Raw genomic sequence first — 22,348 nt, forward strand, 5'->3', positions numbered from 1 at the left:
ATGTCAGAGCTACTGGAAATAAAGGGATTGGAAAAATCGTTCTACATGCATCACTTCGATAAAACGATCCAGGGGTGCAGCGATGTTACTTTTACCCTGGATCAGGGAGAGTTTATTGGAATTACAGGCAAGAGCGGAGCTGGTAAATCTACAATTCTTAGAAGTGTCTACCGCACCTATCTTCCTACATCAGGACAGATCATGTATCACTCTGATCAATATGGGTGGCTGGATTTAGCCGGGGCCACGGAGAGAGAGGTTTTGTCCATACGCCGCAATGAAATTGGCTATGTTTCTCAATTTCTAAAAGTGATGCCGCGTGTCACGGCGATTGAAGTGGTGCAGAAAGCTCTGGAGGAAATGAAGTATTCTAAGGAAGAAGCACTTGAGGAAGCAAGACAGATGCTTTCCCACTTCCATCTGTCGGAAGAACTATGGGACGCGTATCCGCAAACCTTTAGTGGAGGAGAAAAACTCCGCTTGAACCTTGCTCAGGCGATGGTTAAAAAACCGAAACTTCTTCTATTAGATGAACCGACCGCATCCCTTGATGCAGCCACTAAGGAGTCCGTGAAAGATATGATCGTCCGCTTAAAGGAAGCCGGAACGAGCATGCTCGGTATTTTCCATGACCTTGAATTTATGGAGTCGGTGGTTGATCAGCAATACAACATGAAGCAAGGAATGATGCAGGAGGGCGTGCAGACATGAATAGGAGATTAGTGATCATAAATGGACAAGTCATTACGCCTGAGAAAGTAATTGAAGCGGATGTATGGATTGAAGACGGACGGATTTTGCAAGTGGGAGGTTCACCTGAAGACTGGATGGAGAATGAATATGAAACGATTGATGCAGAAGGAATGCATGTGGCTCCTGGTATGATTGAAACCCATTGTGATGCAATTGAAAAAGAAATGGAACCAAGACCTAACACGTTCTTTCCGTTAGAAATGGCGATGAACGAGATGGAGCGTAAGCTTGCAGGGAACGGAATTACGACGATTTATCATTCCATCTCCTTGTCCGATGGATCCGGCATCCGCGGGGACGAGCAGGCGGTCAACTTGATGAATAGCCTTGATGAACGACGCAAGAATATTCCGTCCATGGTGCGCCACCGTATTCATCTCCGCTATGAATTGACGAACAGGGATGCTCTTCCAGTCATTGAATCCTTTATTCATGATCAGAAGATTGATCTCTTATCGTTCATGGATCATTCACCGGGGCAGGGTCAATTTAAGTCAATGGATGGATTCCAGGAATTTACGAAAAAACAGTACAACATCACCGATGAACAAGCGGTTACCATGACAAAAGAAGTGTTAAGCCTGAAAGAAGAAGTGGATTGGGCAGATCTCCGTAAAGTGGCTCAGTATGCTCATTCAAAAGGGATCAGCCTTGCTTCCCATGATGATGACACGGTCGAGAAAATTGATTACATTATGAATGATTTTCCAATCCAGATCAGCGAATTTCCAATAACAATGGAAGCGGCTCGCCATGCCTCTGCTAAGGGGTTATATGTGAGCGTCGGAGCACCGAACATCGTGCGAGGTTTTTCTCACAGCGGCAATATGCGTGCGATTGAGGCTGTCCTGGATGGTGCAGCCCACATCGTTTGTTCCGATTATCATCCTTCAGCCTTGCTTCCATCAGTAGCGGAAATTAATCAAAGAGGTATATCCCTGCCGAAAGCTTGGAGTATGGTAAGCTTATATCCGGCTCAAGCCCTTGGAATTGCTGAGGAACGGGGCAGTCTGGAGTCAGGGAAGCAGGCGGACATTCTCCTTATCGATATGAATGGCTCGTATCCAACTGTCCGCCGCACAATGGTTGATGGTCAAACGGTATATCACGCCCAGCGTTCATTGATTGGGTGATAACGGTCAACGTTCTAGTGAGATTGGAGTTGAAAATAATTGATAGATTTACATTGTCACACGAGCATTTCAGATAATACGATGACCATTCAAGAGGTAATTGATCTGGCAAAAACCAAGCAGTTGACCCATCTGGCCATTACGGATCACGACACGACAGCGGGTTTACAGGAAGCAAAACAACTTGGAAAACAGCAAGGCATTGAAATCATTCCCGGCATTGAAATCTCAGCCTTTGACTATAAGCGTAACAGACGTGCGCATATCCTTGGGTACCACGTTCCAGAAGATAGTACAGAGTTACAGCATTTATGCAGTCCGATGTTGAAAAGAAGACATTTTGCTTCCTATGAAATGGTACAGAAACTTATTCAGGCAGGATACCCGATTACATGGGAAGAAGTCCAGTCCCATGCGGAAGGTTCCACTGCCGTCTATAAGCAGCATATTATGCAAACACTGATTGACCATGGATTTACCAATGAAATTTACAGCCCATTGTACAAAAAGTTATTTGCTGCTCAAACAGAGAGCGGGGAAGAGGGAATTGCCTACACGCCTGTCCACTATCTGGATGCGATCGATGCCATTCGTACAATTGAAGCGGCGGGAGGTATTCCCGTACTGGCTCATCCTGGGCAGTTTGATAATTTTGATGCCATTGAAGAATGGACTAAGTATGGATTAAAAGGCATTGAAGTTTACCATCCTCTTCACGATCAATCGTTAGAAAAGAAAGCAATAGACTATGCGGAGCGGTTTAATTTAATCATAACGGGCGGATCCGATTTCCATGGGGGATACGGACCCTCGGAGGAGTACCCACTCGGGTGCAAGAGTCCGGGAAACGGCGCATTAGATTCGATGAAAGCGCTGGTGCCGTCAAATATATAAGTTTGATAGACTAACAGAGAGTCTCTTCGTTTTAAGAGACTCTCTGTTTTTCGTTATTTTGTCCGTCGAACACTGTCCTGATCTCTGAATATGATAAAGTTGAACGCCTTCGCGCGTTTGATAAAAGATTCATAAAAGGTGGGATGATCCCATGAAAAGAGATGCCTTTCATACAGCCCGAGCATTTATTGAATTATATTTTCCGGATTGCAAGATTGCTGTACTATCAGGAAGCGTCGTTCGTGGCGAGGAGACGCCTTCATCAGATCTGGATATCGTGATTATTGATCAGGAACCCTTTCGAAAATCGTATTATTATTGCGAATGGCCGATTGAAGCGTTTGTCCATAATGAAAATTCCCTGGAAGATGCATTTTTTATAGAAACTCAGCATGGAGTACCCTTAATGACCCGCATGTGTGCGGAGGGGACGGTACTCAAAGGGGGCAGTAAAGGTGAAAAGATAAAAGACCAAGCTAAAAGAAGCTTAATAGAAGGGCCTAGTGCTTTATCTTTGAGTAAACTGGATGAATTACGGTACGCGATTTCCGACAAGCTGGATGATTTGGAGGGATCCACCATGCCGGAAGAAGATATTTATTCCGTCAGTGCGCTGATAGAAAGTCTGCACCAGTTTATCCTAAGAACCAATCAGAGATGGGTAGGAGAGGGTAAATGGATGTATCGTTCTCTGAAAAACTATGATGAAGCTTTGGCTGGAAGGTTAACGAAATGTCTTCAATCCTTTTATACTCGTCAGGAAAAAGGTGAGTTAATCAGTTTCGTGGATGAAATTCTGGCTCCTTATGGGGGCAGGCTTTTTTATGATTATTATGCCAGGTTTTAATTGAGTAAGAGTGGCTGAACTATGGAAGACTTAGACAACTCAATATATTGCGATGTTGCAGATGCTCCAGTAGTTTGAAAGTGGCAGCTAAGAAATTTGTACTGGATCCTCATGGACTCCCGAAAAGGTAAAGGGATGATCAAACGCAGCCGGCTGGCTGCGTTTTTAATTTTGATAAAAACGTGCATAGCAGGCTCTTTTCAATTTTTAAATTGTGAGGTACGATACTCTATAATCTTTAGTATTGTGATAGAATGACACTGCAACGAGTGAAAGTGATAAAGTGATGTGAAAGGAGTGGTTGTATGAGTACTGGAATGGGCTCTGGACTATGGAAAGACTGGAGGCTGCATGTTCTTGTATTAATAACCGTGTTAGTAACGGAAGCAATTGGCACGTACAGTTTTACCATTGGCCCGGGTGTGGTTCTGCTGCTGCCGATGCTGTATGCGTTAATTATTGGTCTGATCTTGTATTTTACTCCTATTGTGAAGGAAAAGCAGTCTAAGAACGCTGAGCCGATTATCGTTCTCGGTGTAGCCCTTCTTTTGGCTAAGATTGGCGTTATCATTGGTCCGTCCTTACCTCAGCTGATTGAAGCAGGCCCAGCTTTATTACTGCAGGAGTTAGGGAATCTGGGTACGATTCTTCTCGCTTTACCTGTAGCCGTATGGCTTGGGTTAAAACGTGAGTCGATTGGAATGACGCACTCTGTAGCGAGGGAACCAAACGTTGGACTGATTATGGACAAGTACGGCATCAGTTCAGCTGAAGGTCAGGGTGTTATGGCGGTTTATATCTTTGGGACGGTTTTTGGAGCGGTATTTATGGGGCTGATTTCTGGATTTCTGGCTACAGTGACCCCGCTTCATCCTCTTTCTTTTGCAATGGCCTCCGGAATCGGGAGCGGCAGTATGATGGCAGCAGCAAGCGGCTCGCTGATTGAAGCGTTTCCTGATTTAGAAAACCAGATAGTAGCATTCGCTGGCGCAAGTAATCTATTATCTCTTTCAACAGGCCTTTACATTAGTATTTTTATAGGGCTGCCCCTGACAGAGAAGCTGTATGGCGTCATGACTCGAAACAAGAAAGGGTAAAGGAGGAAGCTTGCCATGTTAAAAAATATTCAGGAATGGTCTTTATTATTAGTTATTTTTGGCGTAACATCCTTGCTTGGCAACTGGCTAGGATATGACATTATGCCTCTGGCTGCAGCCCCAGGCATGCTTGTTCTGGTGCTTGTCTGTCTGGCAGGATTTATCCTGCACAGGCTTATCCCTATTGAATTCCCTAGTGTCGCCTACATAGCGATTATCGGTGTACTCATTTCCATGCCGTGGATGCCTGGCTCGGATTATATTGTCGCCTGGACGAATGAAGTTGAACTGCTGGCTCTTACCACACCTATACTGGCCTACGCGGGAATCGCGATCGGCCGTTCATGGACCGATTTTGTACGACTGGGCTGGAGAACTATCGTAGTTGCCAGCCTTGTACTGCTTGGTACTTTTCTTGGATCTGCGTTGATTTCTGAGTTGATTTTAAGTCTTCAAGGTATTATTTAAGAGGGAATAGTTAACTATCTTGGAGTACTGCACGGTTCTAGTCCCGAAACTTCGCGTATTAGAGAATAAAGATAGAGTTGTCACGGTATGAAAGAGGAAAGTTATATAAAAATACAGTGGAAAGCGAGTGATTGTGTGAGTTCGGAATGGGATTTACATCAAGAACTTATCAAGGATTACGATAATCGTTATGATTATAATGGCGTAAGCGGAGACCGCCTGGCCAGGCGCCTGCATCTCCTGTCTGAGATCGGTTTAACAGATGATGGAGGAAGTATGCGCATTGGCTTCTCTCAAGAAGAAAAACAGGCTAAAGAGCTGGCCATCGAGTGGATGAAGGAAGCGGGGCTTGCGATATCTCAGGATGGGGCTGGAAATATATTCGGTCTTTTAGAAGGTAAAGATCCTGATAAACCCGCTGTTTTAAGTGGTTCACACCTGGATAGTGTACCTAACGGTGGCCACTTTGACGGACCTCTCGGAGTTCTTTCAGCTCTTGAAGTAGTTGAGGCGTGGAGAGCAAGTGGTTATCAGCCTGATGTGCCGTACGAAGTGGTTATCTTTTCCGATGAAGAAGGAGCCCGCTTCAACAGTGGTCTTACAGGGAGTCGTGCTATGACAGGAACGGCGGATATTGAGCTGCAAGGAGAACTTACTGATCAGGATGGAAAAAGCTTTGAGGAAGTCATGAATGGCATTGGGCTTTCTACTGAAACCTTTGCCGGTGCTGTTCGAAATTTAGAAGAGATCGGGACATTTGTGGAAGTCCATATTGAACAAGGAAAGAGACTGGAGCAGAATAACCTGCCAGTTGGTATTGTCGAAGGAATTGCTGGACCGAGCTGGCTGGAATTTGATTTCATTGGAAAAGCTGGTCACGCCGGCAATACGCCTATGACGGAGCGTCAGGATGCGCTGGTGGCAGCTGGAGAATTTATTCGAAATATTTATGATCTTCCGAGAGAATATAGTGATTCTGCTGTAGCAACGGTAGGGAAGCTGAATGTATATCCGAATGGAATTAACGTTATTCCTGGAAAAGTTGCTTTGAATGTCGATGTTCGTGATATCTTCGAAGAAACTAGGAACCAATTGATTGAACGGATTGAGAAAGAAGCGGCACGGATTTCAAAAGAGTTTGAGGTGGAGTACCGCTTTCGGCAGACCTTGAAAGTAGATCCTGTACCAATTCCTGATCACTTAAAGGAAAAGCTGGGTCAGGCTATAGAGCAACACGGTATTGAGCGAATGGAGCTGCCAAGCGGAGCCGGACACGATGCTTTGATTGTCGGCCATTATTTGCCTGTCGCTATGCTGTTTGTTAATAGTAAAGATGGTGTCAGCCATACTCCGGATGAATGGTCTTCGCTGAATGATTGTGTCCAGGGAGTACAAGTATTGAAATCATATATCGAATCGTTAACTTAATCGTGTAGTTTATGGAAGTTCCCTTAATGGGGACTTCTTTTTTATTCTGTTTAAATCGCAGTATTGATCTTACACATAAGCTCCCGTTTATTTAAGACTCAGTTTCGAGACATTTGGAGGAGCGGAAGGTCCTCCGGGGGACGATTTCGCTTTCCGGCCCTGAACGACGCAGGGTCGTTCGATGTTGCCACACGACGTGGCGTTCTTAGTCGAACCTCCTCTTCTGTGGTAAGCTTCCTCAGGCTTCGCCTTCCGGGATCTTACCGATCATGTTCATCCTGTTCTTACACTTTATTTTGTCTTATTCAAATATCAGAACATAAACGACATGGAGAGCTATCCAGCTCCAGCACCTAGCGTCTAGTGAGACTTCCCTCACTTCTGTACGATAAGGCAACATCGAATCGCTCCGCTCTTCGTGTTTTCTTTATCTCCGCCAGCTCAGTCCAGTCCATACGACGCTGACCAAGGTGCTTCCGCTTTTAACCTAGGAGTCTACATCGTCCCCCTCCGGACCTTGCGAAATAGGGAGCTCTAAATCATGTTTGAAAAACTCTGGTTTAAGGTGGAGACTGGTTTAAGAACTAGCTTGTCGACCTGGATGAATCGCGTTATAGAAGCATTTGAGGACGATCAAGCCCCCCCTTATCGCCTATAGAAGGGTCCGTTCACTCTTCAATCACAGGGTGGCGAAGGAAACGAGACTCCCGCGGGAGAAGGAGCTAGGCGAGACCCCACAGGGAGTGACAGCGACCGAGGAGGCTTGCCAGTTCCCCCGTAGGAAAGCGAGTTGTTTCCGCAGCCATCCCTCCTCTATATTAAGTAACGGACCAAAGATATCTCGAAATGAGTCTTACAGTATACGGCCCTATAGCTTGATAAACCTTTTCTGAAAAAATCAACAACATCGTTTAACAGATCTTTTTATTTTAATAGATTAGTAAACTTAAATACTATCGTACAGTTCTTATAAGCAGATAGTTTCATTATCGCTCCAAATAAAGAGGGTTAAATTTCCAATTGATAGGTTGTGGTTCCCACGTTATCGTCAGAATTTTGATATAATATCTACTATTAAGATGGAATTTGTCCTATTTTGTCTAGAAGGAGGCAGCTATCAATGAAGTGGCTAAAGGTTATTATTCTTTCTCTTGCTTTCATAGGTCTTGCAGGCTGTTCTGAAAACCCGAGTCCGGAAGAAACGTTCAAGGGCTATATGGCGGCGTGGGAAGATCAAGATTATGAAACAATGTATGGACTGCTGGGAGAGGATTCTAAAGAGAAGATAAGCGAAGCAGAGTTTACAGAGAGGTACAAGAAAATTTACAAAGATATTAATGTAAGTGACTTAGAAGTTACATATAGTCTTCCTGAAGAAGAACAGGAATATGACCAGGAGGAAACCCAAACGTTTGCCTATAAGGCAAGCATGAATTCCATGGCCGGAACGATTAATTTTTCGCATGAAGCTGAACTTGTATTTGAAGAAGATGAGGATAATGTGCCGTGGGCGTTAAAATGGAACCCTTCCATGGTCTTTGCAGGAATGGAAGAGGGCGATACCATTTATCCAGAAACCCTCTCTCCTGAGCGTGGAGAGATCTTCGACCAGGATGGAGAAGGGCTTGCCGTGAATGGTACCATTCAGGAAGTTGGGCTGGTACCGTCTAGAATGGAAGGCGAGGAAGAGGAAGCGAAAGAAGGTTTATCAGAGATCTTGAACATCTCTGTGGAAAGCATCGATCAGAAGCTAAAGCAGTCCTGGGTAAAGGCTGACTCTTATGTACCTATAGGGTCGGTGGCCAATGATGATGAAGAAAGTATTGCTGCCATTAAAGAATTGGCAGGGACCCAATTTAATGAGATTGACAATGCACGTGTTTATCCACTAGGCAAAGCCGCCGCTCATCTGACCGGTTATGTGGACGATATTACAGCTGAACAACTGAAAGAGCGTGAAGGTGAAGGCTATACTTCCAATGATCAGGTTGGACAGACTGGTCTTGAGAGAGTGATGGAGCAGCAATTGAGAGGCACACCGGGTGGTAAAGTTTCGATCTTAGATGAAAATAACGAGGTGAAAGAGGTACTGGCCGAAAAGCCTGCTTCAGATGGAGAGAATGTTACCCTTACGATCCAAACGGATGTACAGAAATCGGTGTACGACCAATTAAAAGGAGATTCCGGTTCTGCTACTGCGATCAATCCTTCTACTGGAGAGGTAAGTGCTCTTGTGAGTGCTCCTTCCTATGACCCAAATCAATTTGTCTTAGGGATGAGTCAGGAACGTAGAAACGAGTTGACGGAAAACCCGGATCGACCATTTGTGAATAAATTTACTAAAACCTATTCTCCGGGCTCGACGTTCAAACCGATTACGGCATCGATCGGTCTGGAATCAGGTGCAATTAATCCAGTTACAGAGATGTCAATCCCTGAGCGAACTTACAGTGAAGAAGGTTGGGGCGGGTATTCAGTGACACGTGTTCCAGGAGCCAACGAAGAGAAGCAGGTGAATTTGCGTGATGCGCTCATACGATCAGATAATATTTATTTTGCGCGTTCTATTTTAAATATTGGTGGAGAAACCTTTTTAGAGCAGACGAAGGATTTTGGTTTTGAAGAAGACATCCCGCTATCCTATCCAATAAGCTCTTCACAGATTCTGAATGGAGATTCGTTTGGGAACAACGAACCGCTGCTTGCAGATACAGGCTATGGCCAGGGGGAAGTTCAGATGAGTACGTTACACTTGGCTATGACTTACACCCCTTTTATTAATGAAGGTACAATGCTAAAACCTGTCTTAATGAAAAATGAAGAGAATGGGCAGGCATGGCATGAAAGTATCATGAGTCCGGAAACGGCATCTACCGTACGCGAATCCTTACAAGCAGTAGTCGAAAATAAAAATGGTACAGGGTACGAACCACAGGTAGAAGGGCTTGAACTCGCAGGAAAAACCGGAACGGCCGAGTTAAAACAATCTCTTGATCAGGAAAATGCGCAGGAGAACGGATGGTTTATTGCGTGGGATACCGAGAATCCTGATTTGATGGTTTCTATGATGATCGAGGACGTCGAGGGCGGCAGCCACTACGTCGTTCCAAAAGTGAAAAATGTATTTAAGGAAATTCGCTGATTTCGGCTGCTTCTTACCTAAGATTCCCTCAGTTTACAATGTTGAGGGAATCCTTTTTTTATTATGAAGCTGGCCACCAATTAGTCATCGCCGCCACCAGCATCCCCGCCAATGTCAAATTCACCATCCATGTCGAATGAGTCTCCTCCAGATGAGTAGTATTTAGCATCCGGTTTCCCCAGCACCTGGTTTTTTCTTTGCTCATATGTACGTATGAATCGTAAGACAGAGAAACCGATCCCTCCAAATAGAGTAGTCATAATCAGGAAGTCAATTTGAACAAATAAAGAGATGCTGAGAGAAATTATGGCTGCGATTAATGAGAGGATTTCTAAAACTTTCATAAATGCCACACTTCCTTTCAGAATGATCTGCTATCCAATATACGAATAGTAAATGAATTTGTTTCAGAATCGATAAGTTGTTTAACGGGGAATTATCAAATAAATTACGTTCATTTGCTAAAGGGAAGAGAAAAATGTGGTAAATTTATAGTATAGAAAGAAAAAGGCACGTCAGGTCTTTTTACCTTTTTTTATGAAATGATAAGGCCTTGAAGTGTACTTCATAATGGAGGGCTGGATATGTGGTTATCCAATGCGGATAAAGAACTTCGTGAGGAGGAATGGAATACCACTCTTATGGAATTGGAAAATGACCAGTTTGTAGGCCGGGGTAGAGAACTGCAGTATTTTCGTGAATTTATTGAAAGTAGTAAGGACACAAAACGTATTTTACATGTTTATGGCATGGGAGGGATTGGTAAAACTTTCTTAATTCATGCGTTTCAACGCCTGGCAGAACGCCTGAATGGAATGGTTTTTCTGGGGTTGGATAGTGAGGATTTTGCACAATCCCCTTCCATGCTTGCCGAGCAGTTATTATTTCAAATAGATGCCAAATTGTCCCTGGAATTCTCCAACTCTCAGGAAACCCCTCTAAATCAGTGCCTGCATATGTTAAAAGAATCTTCTAAAAACCACCGAATTATTATAGCTGTCGATACTTATGAAAAGATAGGTTCACTGGACCGCTGGTTCCGTGAAGTCTTTCTTAGATCCCTCCCTGAATCGATTTCGATCATTCTTGCCGGCCGCTATCCTCTGACAGCAGGCTGGATGGAGTCACCCGCCTGGCGGTCCATCATAACGCAAATGAAATTAACCGCCTTTACCTATGACCAGACGCGACTGTATTTGAATAAGGCAGGCGTAACGAAACACTCGGAGATCCAGGACTATTGGCGCTTTACTAATGGGCATCCCCTTACCTTATCCCTGTCGGCCATGGCTTACGGCAATAAAGAAGATACAGATCATCACCCTCACGAAAAGCAGGAGATTCTCACCTACCTCACCTCAAAGTGGCTGAGTGAAGTAAACGACCCGGAGCTTCAGCGACTGGTAGAAGCTGCTGCTGTGCTGCGTCACTTTGATCAAGCTACCCTTAATTTCATTTTAGATGAAAGAACGACCACCACCGCTTTTACCAGGCTTACCTCTCTATCCTTTGTGAACCGCACCAATCATGGATGGGGCATTCATGAAATTATCAGATCAGCCATTGTATTAAATATACAGGAGCGGACCCCTGAACACTATCAGTCTTTAAAAAGGCGGAGTGCTTCCTATTATCTCCAGCAAATTAATCGAAATCAGAGTTCTACCTGGGAGATTGCCGAATATTTTTACCATCTTGGTGAAGAGGTGATCCGGTCTGCATTTTTTCAGGAAAAAGACCAACAGAAAAAATATATTGAACCTGTCGGGGCACATAACTTCAAAGAGGTAGAAGAATATTTCCGGAAAAGAAACCGCTACGATCAAGACAGTGTAGCACATTACTATAACCGGGAGACAGACACAACTTACCACTACTATGTATCCGCTGAACATAATCAAAAGGAAAATGACCTTATAGGAGCTGAGTATGTAAGAAAACTAGGGTTCAACGTGGGCAGGATTGTAAAAAACGAGGAAGGAGAAATGGTTGGACTTTCCCTTATCGTGCCGATTAATAAGCACACCATTGAACAATTAAAAAAAGAGCCGGTTTCCCGGGCTTACTTCAGGCAGTTATCTAAGGAAGAGGAAGAAGAATACCGTGTAGATGAAGATTCTTATTCAGGGTGGTTTATTCGCATGCTGGATTGTTTAAATCCGGAAGATAGTCATACACGGTCTTTTCTCTTGTACAGTTTATTTCCACTTTTATTGTCCGGGGGCAGAATCATCACTTCTACCCCCATTCCTTTCTTTCAGCAATTAACTCAGGCTTTTGGATTCGAAAAGGTTCCGAATGCTACTCATTATGATTTTGGTCCTGATCAGCCTTCTCCAACATTTCTACTGGACGTGAGAGGACCGCGTTTAATCCAGTATTTAAAACAATTTTCACAGACTGTTTCTCTTGAGAAAGATCATGTGCTTCATGTCGCAGACCGTCATCTGTTAACGAAACGGGAGAAAGAAATTCTGCTGAGTATTCACGGGGAACTTTCCAATAAAGCCATAGCCGAGCAGCTGCATATTACTGAAATTACCGTGAAAAAACATGTGGGCAGCATTTTGAAAAAGTTTCAGGTTAAAAACCGAACCCAGCTTATGAAAAGAATTATGGAAATGTCTCCTTACATTTAAGCTCCCCCAACACCTGAATTAATGAGATTCCGGAGGCTTGATAATTGTATATTTTCCTATAACAGGAAGGGGTTTTTCTTCCCCTTTGGAGGCATTGATAATTCCCATGATCAAAAGAGCTAAGATTAAGAGGTTTCCAATAGGGAGAATGATCAGCCAGCCGAGAATAGGGACAACGGTTCCCACTGTATTAACGGCTAAAAGCAACAGAAACAAAAGAAACCCCTGGTTTCCATGATACATGGCAAATCTTGAGTCTTTAGCGGCCAAGAGAGGGAGGAAAAATACAAGATACGCTAAGATGCCAATGACCTTATTGTCTTCAATATCCTTTGCAACTCCGCCGTTATTTTTAACATTTTGTGAATCCATCATGTCGCCCGCCTTTCTGTTTAATGTAAATGCTGTACTTTAAAAGTAATACGGATGTTCACCAAAAGGAATTATACCTAGGTATAATTTTTTCGATGGATCCATAAAAACTATACTGGGGTATAATTTTTCTTCTCGTGTTTGCTTGGTAAGCTTAATGAGAAAGAGACGGATTGGTAAAGGCAATTAAAAAGGAGGGCGTCTTTAATGAAGCTGCCGGTATTCATTCGTTTTATCTCAATCGCCATGATGTTTATGTGGGTACTTTCTGGATGCGGTGGATCGGACAGTACGAATGAAAAGGAAAACAATGATCAAGCCGTAGAAGAATCCAGTGGAGAGGAAATGGATGAAGAAAACAGTACGGAGGAAGTAAGTGAATTGACAGACACCGGCACAGACACCAGTGAAAGCGAAGGTACGGAAACTGAAGCCGAGTGGGATGTAAGCAAACTAAAGCAAATCAAAGGGTTTACGGATATTATGGATAAGTTCTCTCTTATATCCTACTCTTTTGATTCCCCTGGAAGCAGTTTAAAGATTACGATGCAAAGAGTGGGCGAAGAAGAAGTGAATGGGGAGTTAACGAACCATATCAAAGTTAACATGGAAGAAGACGGAGGATCAGGAGAGGCTATAGAACTGTGGGTAAGCAGTGAAGGTGAAACGAAACGCATGGTTGCCGGTGGAGAGCGAATGGAAGGCGAAATGCTGCAAATGGCAGGGCAGTCATATGTGATGATGCTCTTAATGCCTTTTAACATGACAGATCGCACGGAAGTGACAAATATCTTGAAAAACCAGACTGAGTACCCGGGTGTGAAGGTATCAAAACTAGGCAAGGATCAGAAGACAATTGGAGAAGTGAAAATGGATACTTACACATATGAAGTGACAAGTGAAGGAGAAAAATCCACCTGGGAAGTCGGGGATTTAGGAGAATATCAAGTTATGACCAGCTGGAGGGTGCAACAGGACCAGGGAGATGCCAGCTTTCAGATTTCAGATTTAGAACTTCGGAGGTAAAAGAAAATCTAATGATATTAGAAAAAGAGACTTTCTGTTTTAGGAAGTCTTTTTTTGTGAGAGCAAAAAGACTTATAATCTCAAAGTTTACATAAATCCAATAAAAATGTTCATATTTCATACAGAAACACGGTGAAAAACGTCCCCGTACCTGTGCAAGACCTTTTTATCAATTTAATAAGATTTTTCGGAAATAGTTCAAATGATCTAGAGTCTATATGTATCAAGGGGTTTCAGATATGTTTTTTTAAAAAACAGAGGATAAGGACTTATGAGGCGCTTTGCTAAAGCAATGATACTAAAATTTACCATCAAGCACGTGTTATCACCTCATTGCCTAACAAACCGCTATTGAGCGACTTTGACTTATTTGCGCTCCTTTATTAGTGTCTAATTGTGCACTTGCCAGAACTTTCAGAAAAAATAAGTTTTTGAGGTGATATCAATTCCAACAACTACAAAGGAAGTAAAAAAATATCAATTTTGTGAACCAGAGAAATCAGATGGAGCAGAAGTGTATGAAATGATTGAAAATATCCCCATTCTTGACTTGAATTCCTCTTATAGCTACCTGCTGTGGTGCGAATTTTTCAGCGATACCTCAGTAGTCGTAAAGGATGAAGGGAACACGGTTGGATTTATTTCAGGATTTATCCACCCCTCTTCACCAGATACCTTATTTATATGGCAGGTGGCGGTAGCTGAATCGGAGCGGGGGCAAGGCCTCGCCACAAGGATGATTGATCATATTGTGGAGCGTCATGAAGATGTGAACTATATAGAAGCGACAGTCTCCCCTTCAAACAAACCTTCCCAACAATTATTTCAGGGTTATGCCAAGAAGAAAGAAGTATCTTGTGACATCAGTGTTTGTTTTGAGGAAGACGACTTCCCTGGGGAGGACCATGAGCAGGAAAACACATTCAAAATCGGACCACTAAAAAACTAGGAGGACCTACTTTTAATGACTAATTCTAATCAAAAAACGGACATGAGTGTTTTTGAAAATCTTGAATCAGAAGTTCGAAGTTACAGCCGCAGTTTTCCAACTACATTTGAAAAGGCTAAGGGTTATCAAATGTGGGACGGGAATGGCAACTCCTACATTGATTTTTTTGCGGGTGCAGGAGCCCTGAACTACGGCCATAACGATGACGCTATGCAGCAAAAGCTGATTGAATATATACAAAGTGACGGATTGCTTCACAGTCTTGATATGGCAACAAATGCCCGGGCTGAATTTCTGAAAAAGTTTAACGAAGTTATTCTTGAGCCTAGAAACATGAGTTATAAAATTATGTTTCCTGGTCCTACAGGAACTAATACCGTCGAAAGTGCGCTTAAAATTGCCAGAAAAGTAACCGGCCGTGAAAAGGTTGTTACGTTTACGAATGCATTCCATGGTATGACGATCGGTGCGCTTTCTGTTACAGGAAACTCCTTTAAACGTCACGGAGCTGGCATTCCACTGACCTACAGCATGGCGATGCCGTACGATGATTATATGGATGGCTATGACTCCCTGGATTACCTTGAAAGAATGATTCAGGACGGCGGAAGCGGTATTGATCTTCCAGCTGCTATTATCCTGGAAACTGTTCAGGGAGAAGGTGGAATTAATGCAGCAAGCTTCGAATGGCTGAAAAAAGTGGAAGAACTGTGCCGTCGTCTGGATATCATGCTGATTGTAGATGATGTGCAGGCAGGATGTGGGCGCACAGGTACATTCTTCAGTTTTGAAAAAGCAGGAATTTCACCAGATGTAGTGTGCCTTTCCAAGTCGATCAGTGGAAGCGGGCTGCCCATGGCCATTACCTTGATCAAGCCTGAGTATGACCAGTGGGGTCCAGGTGAACACAACGGTACATTCCGTGGAAACAACCTGGCCTTTGTTACAGCAGCAGAGGCGTTGAATTATTGGAAAACGAATGACTTCAGCGAATCTATTGAAGAGAAGAGTGAACTTTTTCAAAAACGCCTGCATCAGTTCGTGAAGGATTATCCTGAGATGGAAGGTGAGGTCCGCGGGCGTGGATTAATGCTCGGAATTGCCAGTAAGAAGGAAGGATTGACAGAGCAAATTGCCGGTGAAGCCTTTAAGAAGGGTCTAATTATTGAAACATCAGGACCAGACGATGAAGTTCTTAAGATGCTGCCTCCGTTAGTAATCGACGAAGAAGGTATCTCTAAAGGTTTAGATATTATTGAAGAAAGCATAAAAGCCGTGCTAGGCAAGGAGGAAGCAAAAGTATGAATGTAGTAAAACTCGAAGACCTAATCGGAACAGAACGCGAAGTAAAAGATGATAATTGGAAAAGCAGAAGGTTCCTTCTGAAGGATGATAATGTTGGTTTCAGCCTTCATGATACAGTGCTATACGCAGGTACAGAAACGTATATCTGGTATAAGCATCACATTGAAGCGGTGTACTGCATTGAAGGAGAAGCTGAGATTGAAACGCTTAAAGATGGGAAGAAATATAAGATAAAACCTGGTACGATGTATTGCCTGGATGGACATGAGAAACACTATTTACGTGCGAAAACGGATTTCCGAGTTGTTTGTGTATTCAATCCTGCACTGGTAGGAAATGAAGTACATGATGAAGAAGGTGTTTACCGCCTGCCGGAAGAAAGTAAATAAAAACGAAGAGCGCTTGGAAGTCATTTTACTTCCAAGCGCTCTTTTTAATGGAAAGCGAGCTGGTTAACTAATTTTATCCTTGAGAAGATCGTATTCACTTTCCAGGTTTTCCAGTGGCATATTTAAAAGGTTATTTCGTTTATATTTGTAGTTACGAGTTTGAGTTAGTTGGGAGATTAGGAAGTTCCTGCGCTGAATCACGGCATCTCGAAGTCTGGACATTGATGATTCCTCCTTTGTTTATGAAAAAAATTTAACATTACCTGAATCTATAAATTTATTAAGATATATCAACAAAACACAACCCCTTCTAGTGAGAAGAGGTTGTGCGTTCGTCGTCCTCTCCTTATCTTTCAGACCATGGTCTGCTGGAAGGAGCACCTTCTATGACTGTTGATAGAGGTTGCTGCGGGATCAAAAGACCAGTTTCCTCCCCCGGCTCGTTATAAGGAATTCGGTTTTAAAGTACACGATTTTATATGTACCACATAACAGAATATGTTAATCATATTTTGGAAAATCAATTTGGAATCGTTCATAATTACTATGCAAAAAATGACGAATTTATTCGATCTCCAATGAAAAAAATCGAAAGATAATAATGATCGCAATCATTTCGGAATTTACATCCAGATTTTATGCAATAAGTGTTGTATTTTCCGAAAATTTAAAATAATATAAAACTAAACATACTAACCAGTTGGTATGTAATTAATCCATCTTTTTAAAATAACAAAGATTGGGGATAGTGATATGCATTTGCGATTAACAGAAGAACAGGAAATGGTTAAAAAGACCATTCGTAAATTTGTAGAAAAGGAATTAATACCTTTAGAAAATGATGTTCTACGTAACGAGCGGGAAGGAAAGCCAAGCCTGCCCGAAGGTAAGATGAAAGAGCTCCAGATGAAGGCGAAGGAAGCTGGATTTTGGGGAATCAATACGCCGGAGGAATATGGCGGTGCTGATCTTGGACAGATGATGCTTGCCATTGTGCAAATGGAAGTGGCAAGGACATTCGTTCCTTTCCAGTTCGGCGGTTCAGCTGACAACATTCTGTATTACGGAAATGAGGAGCAGAAGCAGAAATATTTGATCCCTACCATTAACGGCGAGTTAAAATCCTGTTTTGCCATGACAGAGCCCGGAGCTGGTTCTGATACGCGGAATATCCGCATGACTGCTGTGAAAGACGGGAATGAGTGGGTGTTAAATGGAGAGAAAACATTTATCACCGGCGGAAATGAAGCGGACTTTGTCATGGTCATTGCGGTTACCGACAAGGAACTTCACCAATCGTCAGCTGGAAGAGAAGGGGTTACTTGCTTTATTGCCGACCGCTCGATGGGATGGAAGTCTGAATACATCCATACGATGGGCGAGTGGGGTCCGGCGGCGCTCGTTTTCGATAACGTGAGGGTACCGGAAGAAAATATTTTAGGTGAGATAAACCGGGGGTATGAACTTGGACTTGAATGGATCGGTTTTGCTCGGTGGGTTGTTGGAGCAAGGGCTGTGGGAGCAGCAGAACGGTTACTAAATATGGCGATTGATTATGCTAATGAGCGCGAGACTTTCGGAAAGCCGATTGGAACCAGACAAGCTATTCAGTGGCAGATTGCCGATTCAGCGGTGGAGATCGAAGCAGCCAAATGGCTCGTATTGAATGCAGCCTTTACGCTCGACAACGGAGAAGATAACCGTCACTACGCTTCAATGGCTAAGCTGTACGGCGCAACCATGGGGAATAACGTGGTAGACCGCGTGCTTCAAATCCATGGAGGTATGGGCTACACAAGAGAGCTTCCAATCGAGCGTTGGTACCGTGAAGCTAGACTATGGAGGATTTATGACGGTACAGACGAAATTCAGCGATTAATCATTTCCAGGAATCTATTAAAAGGACATGTGAAAATCGGCTAGATCACTAAGGGAGGAAAATGGACATGGGAACTCAGTTTGAAGGAAGAACCGCATTTGTAACCGGTGGAAGCCGTGGGATCGGGAAGGGAATTGCCCGTCGATTCGCGGAAGAAGGAGCTAATGTAGCCATTATTGATGTGAACGAAGAGGCTCTACAGGAAGTTGAGAGTGAATTTAAGGAAGATGGTTTTGATATTTACTGCAAAACAGCCAATGTTGTAGAGTTCAGCCAAGTGGAAGCGGCTGTTCAGGAGGTTCATGAGAAATTCGGATCGGTTGATATTCTTGTTAATAATGCCGGGGTTATTCGTGACAATATGCTGTTTAAAATGACCGATTCCGACTGGGATACGGTGATGGATGTTCACTTAAAAGGGTCCTTTAACTCAGCACGCGCGGTACAAAAGTATATGGTTGAAAATAAGTATGGACGGATTATTAATATTTCATCAACGTCAGCACTAGGTAATCGCGGACAGGCAAACTATGCAACAGCGAAAGCTGGTCTGCAGGGATTTACCAAGACTCTTGCAATTGAGTTAGGAAAATTTGGAATCACGGCAAACGCTGTAGCTCCAGGGTTTATTGAAACCGAGATGACGAAGGAAATAGCTGCCCGGATCGGGGTTTCGTTCGAGGATTTGGTGCAGGCAAGCGTGGAGAAAATCCCGGCAGGACGGAGTGGGAAACCAGAAGATATTGCGAACGCTGTTGCTTTTTATGCTGATGAGCGCTCGTCGTTTGTAAACGGCCAGGTCATTTATGTTGCCGGTGGTCCTAAAGACTAACAGGGGAGGAGGAAGCTTACTATGTTTGAGCATACGATTGGTAAAAGGTCCGAAAAAGTAAAAAACAGGGTAGAGCGAGGCGCCGTGAAAAAGTTTGCGGAAGCTATTGGGGACTTGCATCCTATTTATACGGATGAAGAAAATTATTCCCGGAATATAGCGCCGCCGACGTTTCCAAGAGTATTTGACTACGGAGACATTGAAGAGTTGAACCTGCCGAATAAAGGGTTGATTCACGGCGAACAAAACTATCATTACGAGCGGCCGCTTTTCGTTGAAGAAGAGATTCTATGCTATGCCGAAGTAGAAGATTACTATGAACGCAGCGGTAAAAGCGGAAATATGGGATTTTTAAAAGTGAAAAGATATGGCGAAGATCCGGAAGGCAAGCTTATTTTCTCAGAAGAGCAGGTGGTTATTATTACGGAAGCAGTGCGAAAGGGGATGACGGTATGACTGGACTGAACGACTTGCAAGTGGGCGAGTCGCTGGAAGCGATCACACTGCCTCCTGTATCCAGGCTTGATCTTATTAAATACGCGGGTGCTTCAGGAGATTACAATCCGATTCACACGATTGATGAGGAAGCAGAAAAGGCTGGTCTTCCAGGGATTATTGCTCACGGGATGTGGACGATGGGAAACTTAGCGAAGCTGTTCACTCCTTATTTTGAGGAAGGTTTTATCCAGGATTATTCGATCCGCTTTAAAGGAATGGTTTTCCTGAACGATGTGATTACTCTGCATGCGGTTCTTGATGAACAAGGTGAAGAAGAGCTGACGTTTTCCGTCCATGCAGCCAATCAGGATGGTAAGGATGTCATCAAAGGAAATGTTGTATTTTGTAAGCGTTCTATCACAGCAGCTACATAAAACGGGGTAACGGAGGGACAATTTCATGGATTTTGAGTACTCAAATAAAGTGAAAGATCTTCAGGAAAAACTGAATGCCTTTATGCACGACTATATTTATCCCAATGAAGCGGTTTATGAATCCCAGCTTAATCAGAAGGACCGTTTTGCTGATGTGTCGCCTATTATGGAAGAGTTGAAAGGTAAGGCCAAAGAAGCCGGGTTGTGGAATTTATTTTTACCGGATAGTGAACGGGGAGCGGGTCTTTCCAACCTGGAGTACGCCCCTCTCTGCGAAATTATGGGCCGATCGAGTATCGCGCCAGAAGTGTTCAACTGTGCTGCTCCGGACACAGGAAACATGGAAGTATTAGAGCGATATGGCACTCAGGAACAAAAAGAGCAGTGGCTGCGTCCTTTATTGAATGGAGAAATCCGTTCCTGCTTTTCTATGACGGAGCCGGATGCTGCCTCATCTGATGCGACTAATATTCAAACGAGTATAGAAAGAGTCGGCGACGAATACGTGATCAACGGAACGAAATGGTGGTCATCCGGAGCGGGAGATCCTCGCTGCAAGATTAGTATTGTTATGGGAAAAAACGATCCGGATGCTCCTAAGTATGACCAGCAGTCAATGATTCTGGTTCCTCTTGATACTAGGGGAGTGACGATTAAACGAACGCTTCCGGTTTTTGGCTACGATCATGCGCCGCACGGGCACGCGGAGATTGAGTTTACGGACGTTCGAGTTCCTGCTTCCAATTTGATTTGGGGAGAAGGAAAAGGGTTTGCTATTGCTCAAGGCAGACTGGGCCCGGGGAGAATTCATCACTGTATGAGAACAATTGGAGCAGCAGAAAGAGCGCTGGAAGAAATGTGTAAACGGGTGCAGGAGCGCGAAACGTTTGGGAAAAAGCTTGCGGATCAGGGTGTGATTCGTGAATGGATTGCGGACTCAAGAATCGAAATTGAGCAGGCGAGGCTTCTTACGTTAAAAGCGGCTCATATGATGGATACGGTCGGAAACAAAGAAGCGAAGGCGGAGATTGCGATGATCAAAGTAGTGGCTCCGAATATGGCGCTGAAAGTCATTGACCGAGCCATTCAAGCGTTTGGCGCAGCGGGTGTAAGCCAGGATACGATTCTTGCGTCGCAGTGGGCAAATATCCGGACGTTGCGACTGGCGGATGGGCCAGACGAAGTCCATCGACGAGCGGTTGCTAAATATGAGCTTAAGAAGACTCAGGATCGGAGTGGCGAATATGCACGCTAAACAGCTTTTTGATCTTACGGATAAAGTGGCCATTGTGACCGGAGGAGGCCGGGGACTTGGTAAACAAATCGCAGAAGGCTTTGCGGAATCAGGTGCCCACGTTGTGGTTTGTTCACGTAAGCTGGATGCCTGCGAAGAAGTAAGCAGCCAATTAAAAGAACTAGGCGTAGACTCACTTGCTTTTGAGTGTGATGTTACCAATCCCGACAGTATGCAGAATGTCGTGGACGAAACCGTCAGTCATTTTGGACGCATCGATATATTAGTAAATAATAGCGGAGCGACCTGGGGAGCTCCGGCAGAGGAAATGCCGCTTGAAGCCTGGCAGAAAGTGTTTAACGTAAATGTGACGGGGACATTTCTCATGTCTCAAATCGCAGGAAAAGTTATGCTCGAGCAAGGGTCAGGCAAAATCATTAACATTTCATCTGTCGCCGGCTTAAAAGGATCAGATCCAAAATACATGGACACGATTGGCTATAACTCAAGTAAAGGTGCTGTTCTTACTTTCACCAAGGATCTTGCGGTCAAGTGGGGACCCAGGGGAATATGCGTGAATGCGATTGCTCCAGGGTTTTTCCCGACGAAGATGTCCAAAGTACTTATGGAAAGAGGCGGAGATGCCTTTCTTGAAGGCACACCTTTACGGAAGTTTGGCAGCGAAGATGATTTAAAAGGAGCGGCTATTTTCTTAAGCTCAGCGGCTTCTGACCATGTGACAGGGGACGTCATCATCGTGGATGGCGGCACCCATGCGATGTAAAAAGTTCTGTTAAACGTTATTGTTGATTTCTCATGAAAAGTCTTATTAAGCAATCAGGCCATATACTGTAAGACCCAATTTCGAGATAACTTGGGCCCGTTGCCTAAAATCGATGAGGGGGGCTACGGAAACAACTCGCTTTCCTACGGGGGAACTGGCAAGCCTCCTCGGTCGCTTCACTCCCTGTGGGGTCTCGCCTAGCTCCTTCTCCCGTGGGAGTCTCGTCGTTTCCTTCGCCACCCCAACGATATCTGATAACGGACCCTTCCATAAGAGAAGTCAGCGTCCTGAATCAGCCTTAAATG

General features: G+C 43.9%; 22 protein-coding genes and 1 riboswitch. Of the genes, 19 read left to right on the top strand and 3 right to left on the bottom strand.

Features of this window, described 5'->3' with window-relative positions:
- The 8 genes from phnL to ACTWP7_RS13080 all read left to right on the top strand — a co-directional run bounded on the left by phnL (nt 1) and on the right by ACTWP7_RS13080 (nt 9,762).
- Nucleotides 1-711 carry a phosphonate C-P lyase system protein PhnL gene (gene phnL / locus ACTWP7_RS13045; RefSeq protein ID WP_443123552.1) on the top strand — a complete coding sequence of 237 codons (711 nt, stop codon included), beginning with the start codon at nt 1-3 and terminating at the stop codon, nt 709-711.
- Complete coding sequence (locus ACTWP7_RS13050) at nt 708-1,886, top strand: alpha-D-ribose 1-methylphosphonate 5-triphosphate diphosphatase (protein WP_443123553.1); 1,179 nt, start codon at nt 708-710, stop codon at nt 1,884-1,886. Before phnL ends, ACTWP7_RS13050 begins: the two co-directional genes overlap by 4 nt.
- A gap of 39 nt (nt 1,887-1,925) precedes the next feature.
- The gene (locus ACTWP7_RS13055) at nt 1,926-2,780 is read left to right on the top strand and encodes a PHP domain-containing protein (protein WP_443123554.1); all 855 of its coding nucleotides are present in this window, start codon (nt 1,926-1,928) and stop codon (nt 2,778-2,780) included.
- Nucleotides 2,781-2,931: 151 nt separating this feature from the next.
- Nucleotides 2,932-3,627, top strand: coding sequence for a nucleotidyltransferase domain-containing protein (locus ACTWP7_RS13060; protein WP_443123555.1), 696 nt, complete (start codon nt 2,932-2,934; stop codon nt 3,625-3,627).
- Nucleotides 3,628-3,932: 305 nt separating this feature from the next.
- Nucleotides 3,933-4,724 carry a DUF3100 domain-containing protein gene (locus ACTWP7_RS13065; RefSeq protein WP_443123556.1) on the top strand — a complete coding sequence of 264 codons (792 nt, stop codon included), beginning with the start codon at nt 3,933-3,935 and terminating at the stop codon, nt 4,722-4,724.
- 15 nt (nt 4,725-4,739) lie between these two features.
- Nucleotides 4,740-5,192 carry a hypothetical protein gene (locus tag ACTWP7_RS13070; protein WP_443123557.1) on the top strand — a complete coding sequence of 151 codons (453 nt, stop codon included), beginning with the start codon at nt 4,740-4,742 and terminating at the stop codon, nt 5,190-5,192.
- 135 nt (nt 5,193-5,327) lie between these two features.
- A complete protein-coding gene (locus ACTWP7_RS13075) occupies nt 5,328-6,620 on the top strand; it encodes a Zn-dependent hydrolase (RefSeq protein ID WP_443123558.1) in 1,293 nt (430 codons plus the stop codon).
- A 1,120-nt stretch (nt 6,621-7,740) separates the two neighbouring features.
- Nucleotides 7,741-9,762 (top strand): penicillin-binding transpeptidase domain-containing protein, encoded by a 2,022-nt coding sequence (locus ACTWP7_RS13080; protein WP_443123559.1) that lies wholly within the window; start codon nt 7,741-7,743, stop codon nt 9,760-9,762.
- An 80-nt stretch (nt 9,763-9,842) separates the two neighbouring features.
- On the opposite strand, the gene ACTWP7_RS13085 is transcribed toward ACTWP7_RS13080, so the two are convergent.
- On the bottom strand, nt 9,843-10,106 hold the full coding sequence (locus ACTWP7_RS13085) for a hypothetical protein (protein WP_443123560.1): 264 nt from the start codon (nt 10,104-10,106) through the stop codon (nt 9,843-9,845).
- A gap of 240 nt (nt 10,107-10,346) precedes the next feature.
- Here ACTWP7_RS13085 and ACTWP7_RS13090 point away from each other — a divergent pair, with 240 nt between their 5' ends.
- The gene (locus tag ACTWP7_RS13090) at nt 10,347-12,401 is read left to right on the top strand and encodes a LuxR C-terminal-related transcriptional regulator (RefSeq protein ID WP_443123561.1); all 2,055 of its coding nucleotides are present in this window, start codon (nt 10,347-10,349) and stop codon (nt 12,399-12,401) included.
- An 18-nt stretch (nt 12,402-12,419) separates the two neighbouring features.
- On the opposite strand, the gene ACTWP7_RS13095 is transcribed toward ACTWP7_RS13090, so the two are convergent.
- On the bottom strand, nt 12,420-12,773 hold the full coding sequence (locus ACTWP7_RS13095; RefSeq protein WP_443123562.1) for a DUF4870 domain-containing protein: 354 nt from the start codon (nt 12,771-12,773) through the stop codon (nt 12,420-12,422).
- Nucleotides 12,774-12,980: 207 nt separating this feature from the next.
- Between ACTWP7_RS13095 and ACTWP7_RS13100 the strand changes: the two genes are divergently transcribed.
- From ACTWP7_RS13100 to ACTWP7_RS13115, 4 genes are all read left to right on the top strand, one after another.
- The gene (locus ACTWP7_RS13100) at nt 12,981-13,799 is read left to right on the top strand and encodes a hypothetical protein (RefSeq protein ID WP_443123563.1); all 819 of its coding nucleotides are present in this window, start codon (nt 12,981-12,983) and stop codon (nt 13,797-13,799) included.
- A 436-nt stretch (nt 13,800-14,235) separates the two neighbouring features.
- Nucleotides 14,236-14,748 carry a diaminobutyrate acetyltransferase gene (gene ectA / locus ACTWP7_RS13105; RefSeq protein WP_443123564.1) on the top strand — a complete coding sequence of 171 codons (513 nt, stop codon included), beginning with the start codon at nt 14,236-14,238 and terminating at the stop codon, nt 14,746-14,748.
- A 15-nt stretch (nt 14,749-14,763) separates the two neighbouring features.
- Nucleotides 14,764-16,053, top strand: coding sequence for a diaminobutyrate--2-oxoglutarate transaminase (gene ectB, locus ACTWP7_RS13110; RefSeq protein ID WP_443123565.1), 1,290 nt, complete (start codon nt 14,764-14,766; stop codon nt 16,051-16,053).
- Nucleotides 16,050-16,442 (top strand): ectoine synthase, encoded by a 393-nt coding sequence (locus ACTWP7_RS13115; RefSeq protein WP_443123566.1) that lies wholly within the window; start codon nt 16,050-16,052, stop codon nt 16,440-16,442. The genes ectB and ACTWP7_RS13115 overlap by 4 nt, the downstream gene beginning before the upstream one ends.
- A gap of 63 nt (nt 16,443-16,505) precedes the next feature.
- Here ACTWP7_RS13115 and ACTWP7_RS13120 read toward each other — a convergent pair whose 3' ends face one another.
- The gene (locus ACTWP7_RS13120) at nt 16,506-16,664 is read right to left on the bottom strand and encodes a hypothetical protein (protein WP_443123567.1); all 159 of its coding nucleotides are present in this window, start codon (nt 16,662-16,664) and stop codon (nt 16,506-16,508) included.
- 121 nt (nt 16,665-16,785) lie between these two features.
- Nucleotides 16,786-16,894: riboswitch (SAM riboswitch) on the bottom strand.
- 301 nt (nt 16,895-17,195) lie between these two features.
- Between ACTWP7_RS13120 and ACTWP7_RS13125 the strand changes: the two genes are divergently transcribed.
- The 6 genes from ACTWP7_RS13125 to ACTWP7_RS13150 are packed head-to-tail and all read left to right on the top strand — an operon-like array spanning nt 17,196 to nt 22,043.
- The gene (locus ACTWP7_RS13125) at nt 17,196-18,365 is read left to right on the top strand and encodes an acyl-CoA dehydrogenase family protein (RefSeq protein WP_014641801.1); all 1,170 of its coding nucleotides are present in this window, start codon (nt 17,196-17,198) and stop codon (nt 18,363-18,365) included.
- A 23-nt stretch (nt 18,366-18,388) separates the two neighbouring features.
- Nucleotides 18,389-19,153 carry a beta-ketoacyl-ACP reductase gene (locus tag ACTWP7_RS13130; protein WP_443123568.1) on the top strand — a complete coding sequence of 255 codons (765 nt, stop codon included), beginning with the start codon at nt 18,389-18,391 and terminating at the stop codon, nt 19,151-19,153.
- A 21-nt stretch (nt 19,154-19,174) separates the two neighbouring features.
- Nucleotides 19,175-19,609 (top strand): MaoC family dehydratase N-terminal domain-containing protein, encoded by a 435-nt coding sequence (locus ACTWP7_RS13135; protein WP_443123569.1) that lies wholly within the window; start codon nt 19,175-19,177, stop codon nt 19,607-19,609.
- Nucleotides 19,606-20,025 (top strand): MaoC/PaaZ C-terminal domain-containing protein, encoded by a 420-nt coding sequence (locus ACTWP7_RS13140; RefSeq protein ID WP_443123570.1) that lies wholly within the window; start codon nt 19,606-19,608, stop codon nt 20,023-20,025. Before ACTWP7_RS13135 ends, ACTWP7_RS13140 begins: the two co-directional genes overlap by 4 nt.
- Nucleotides 20,026-20,050: 25 nt before the next feature.
- Complete coding sequence (locus ACTWP7_RS13145; RefSeq protein ID WP_443123571.1) at nt 20,051-21,280, top strand: acyl-CoA dehydrogenase family protein; 1,230 nt, start codon at nt 20,051-20,053, stop codon at nt 21,278-21,280.
- Complete coding sequence (locus tag ACTWP7_RS13150) at nt 21,270-22,043, top strand: SDR family oxidoreductase (RefSeq protein WP_443123572.1); 774 nt, start codon at nt 21,270-21,272, stop codon at nt 22,041-22,043. Before ACTWP7_RS13145 ends, ACTWP7_RS13150 begins: the two co-directional genes overlap by 11 nt.
- The last annotated feature ends 305 nt before the right edge of the window (nt 22,044-22,348 follow it).

Source organism: Halobacillus sp. B29 (assembly GCF_052246755.1).
Taxonomy (GTDB): domain Bacteria; phylum Bacillota; class Bacilli; order Bacillales; family Halobacillaceae; genus Halobacillus; species Halobacillus halophilus.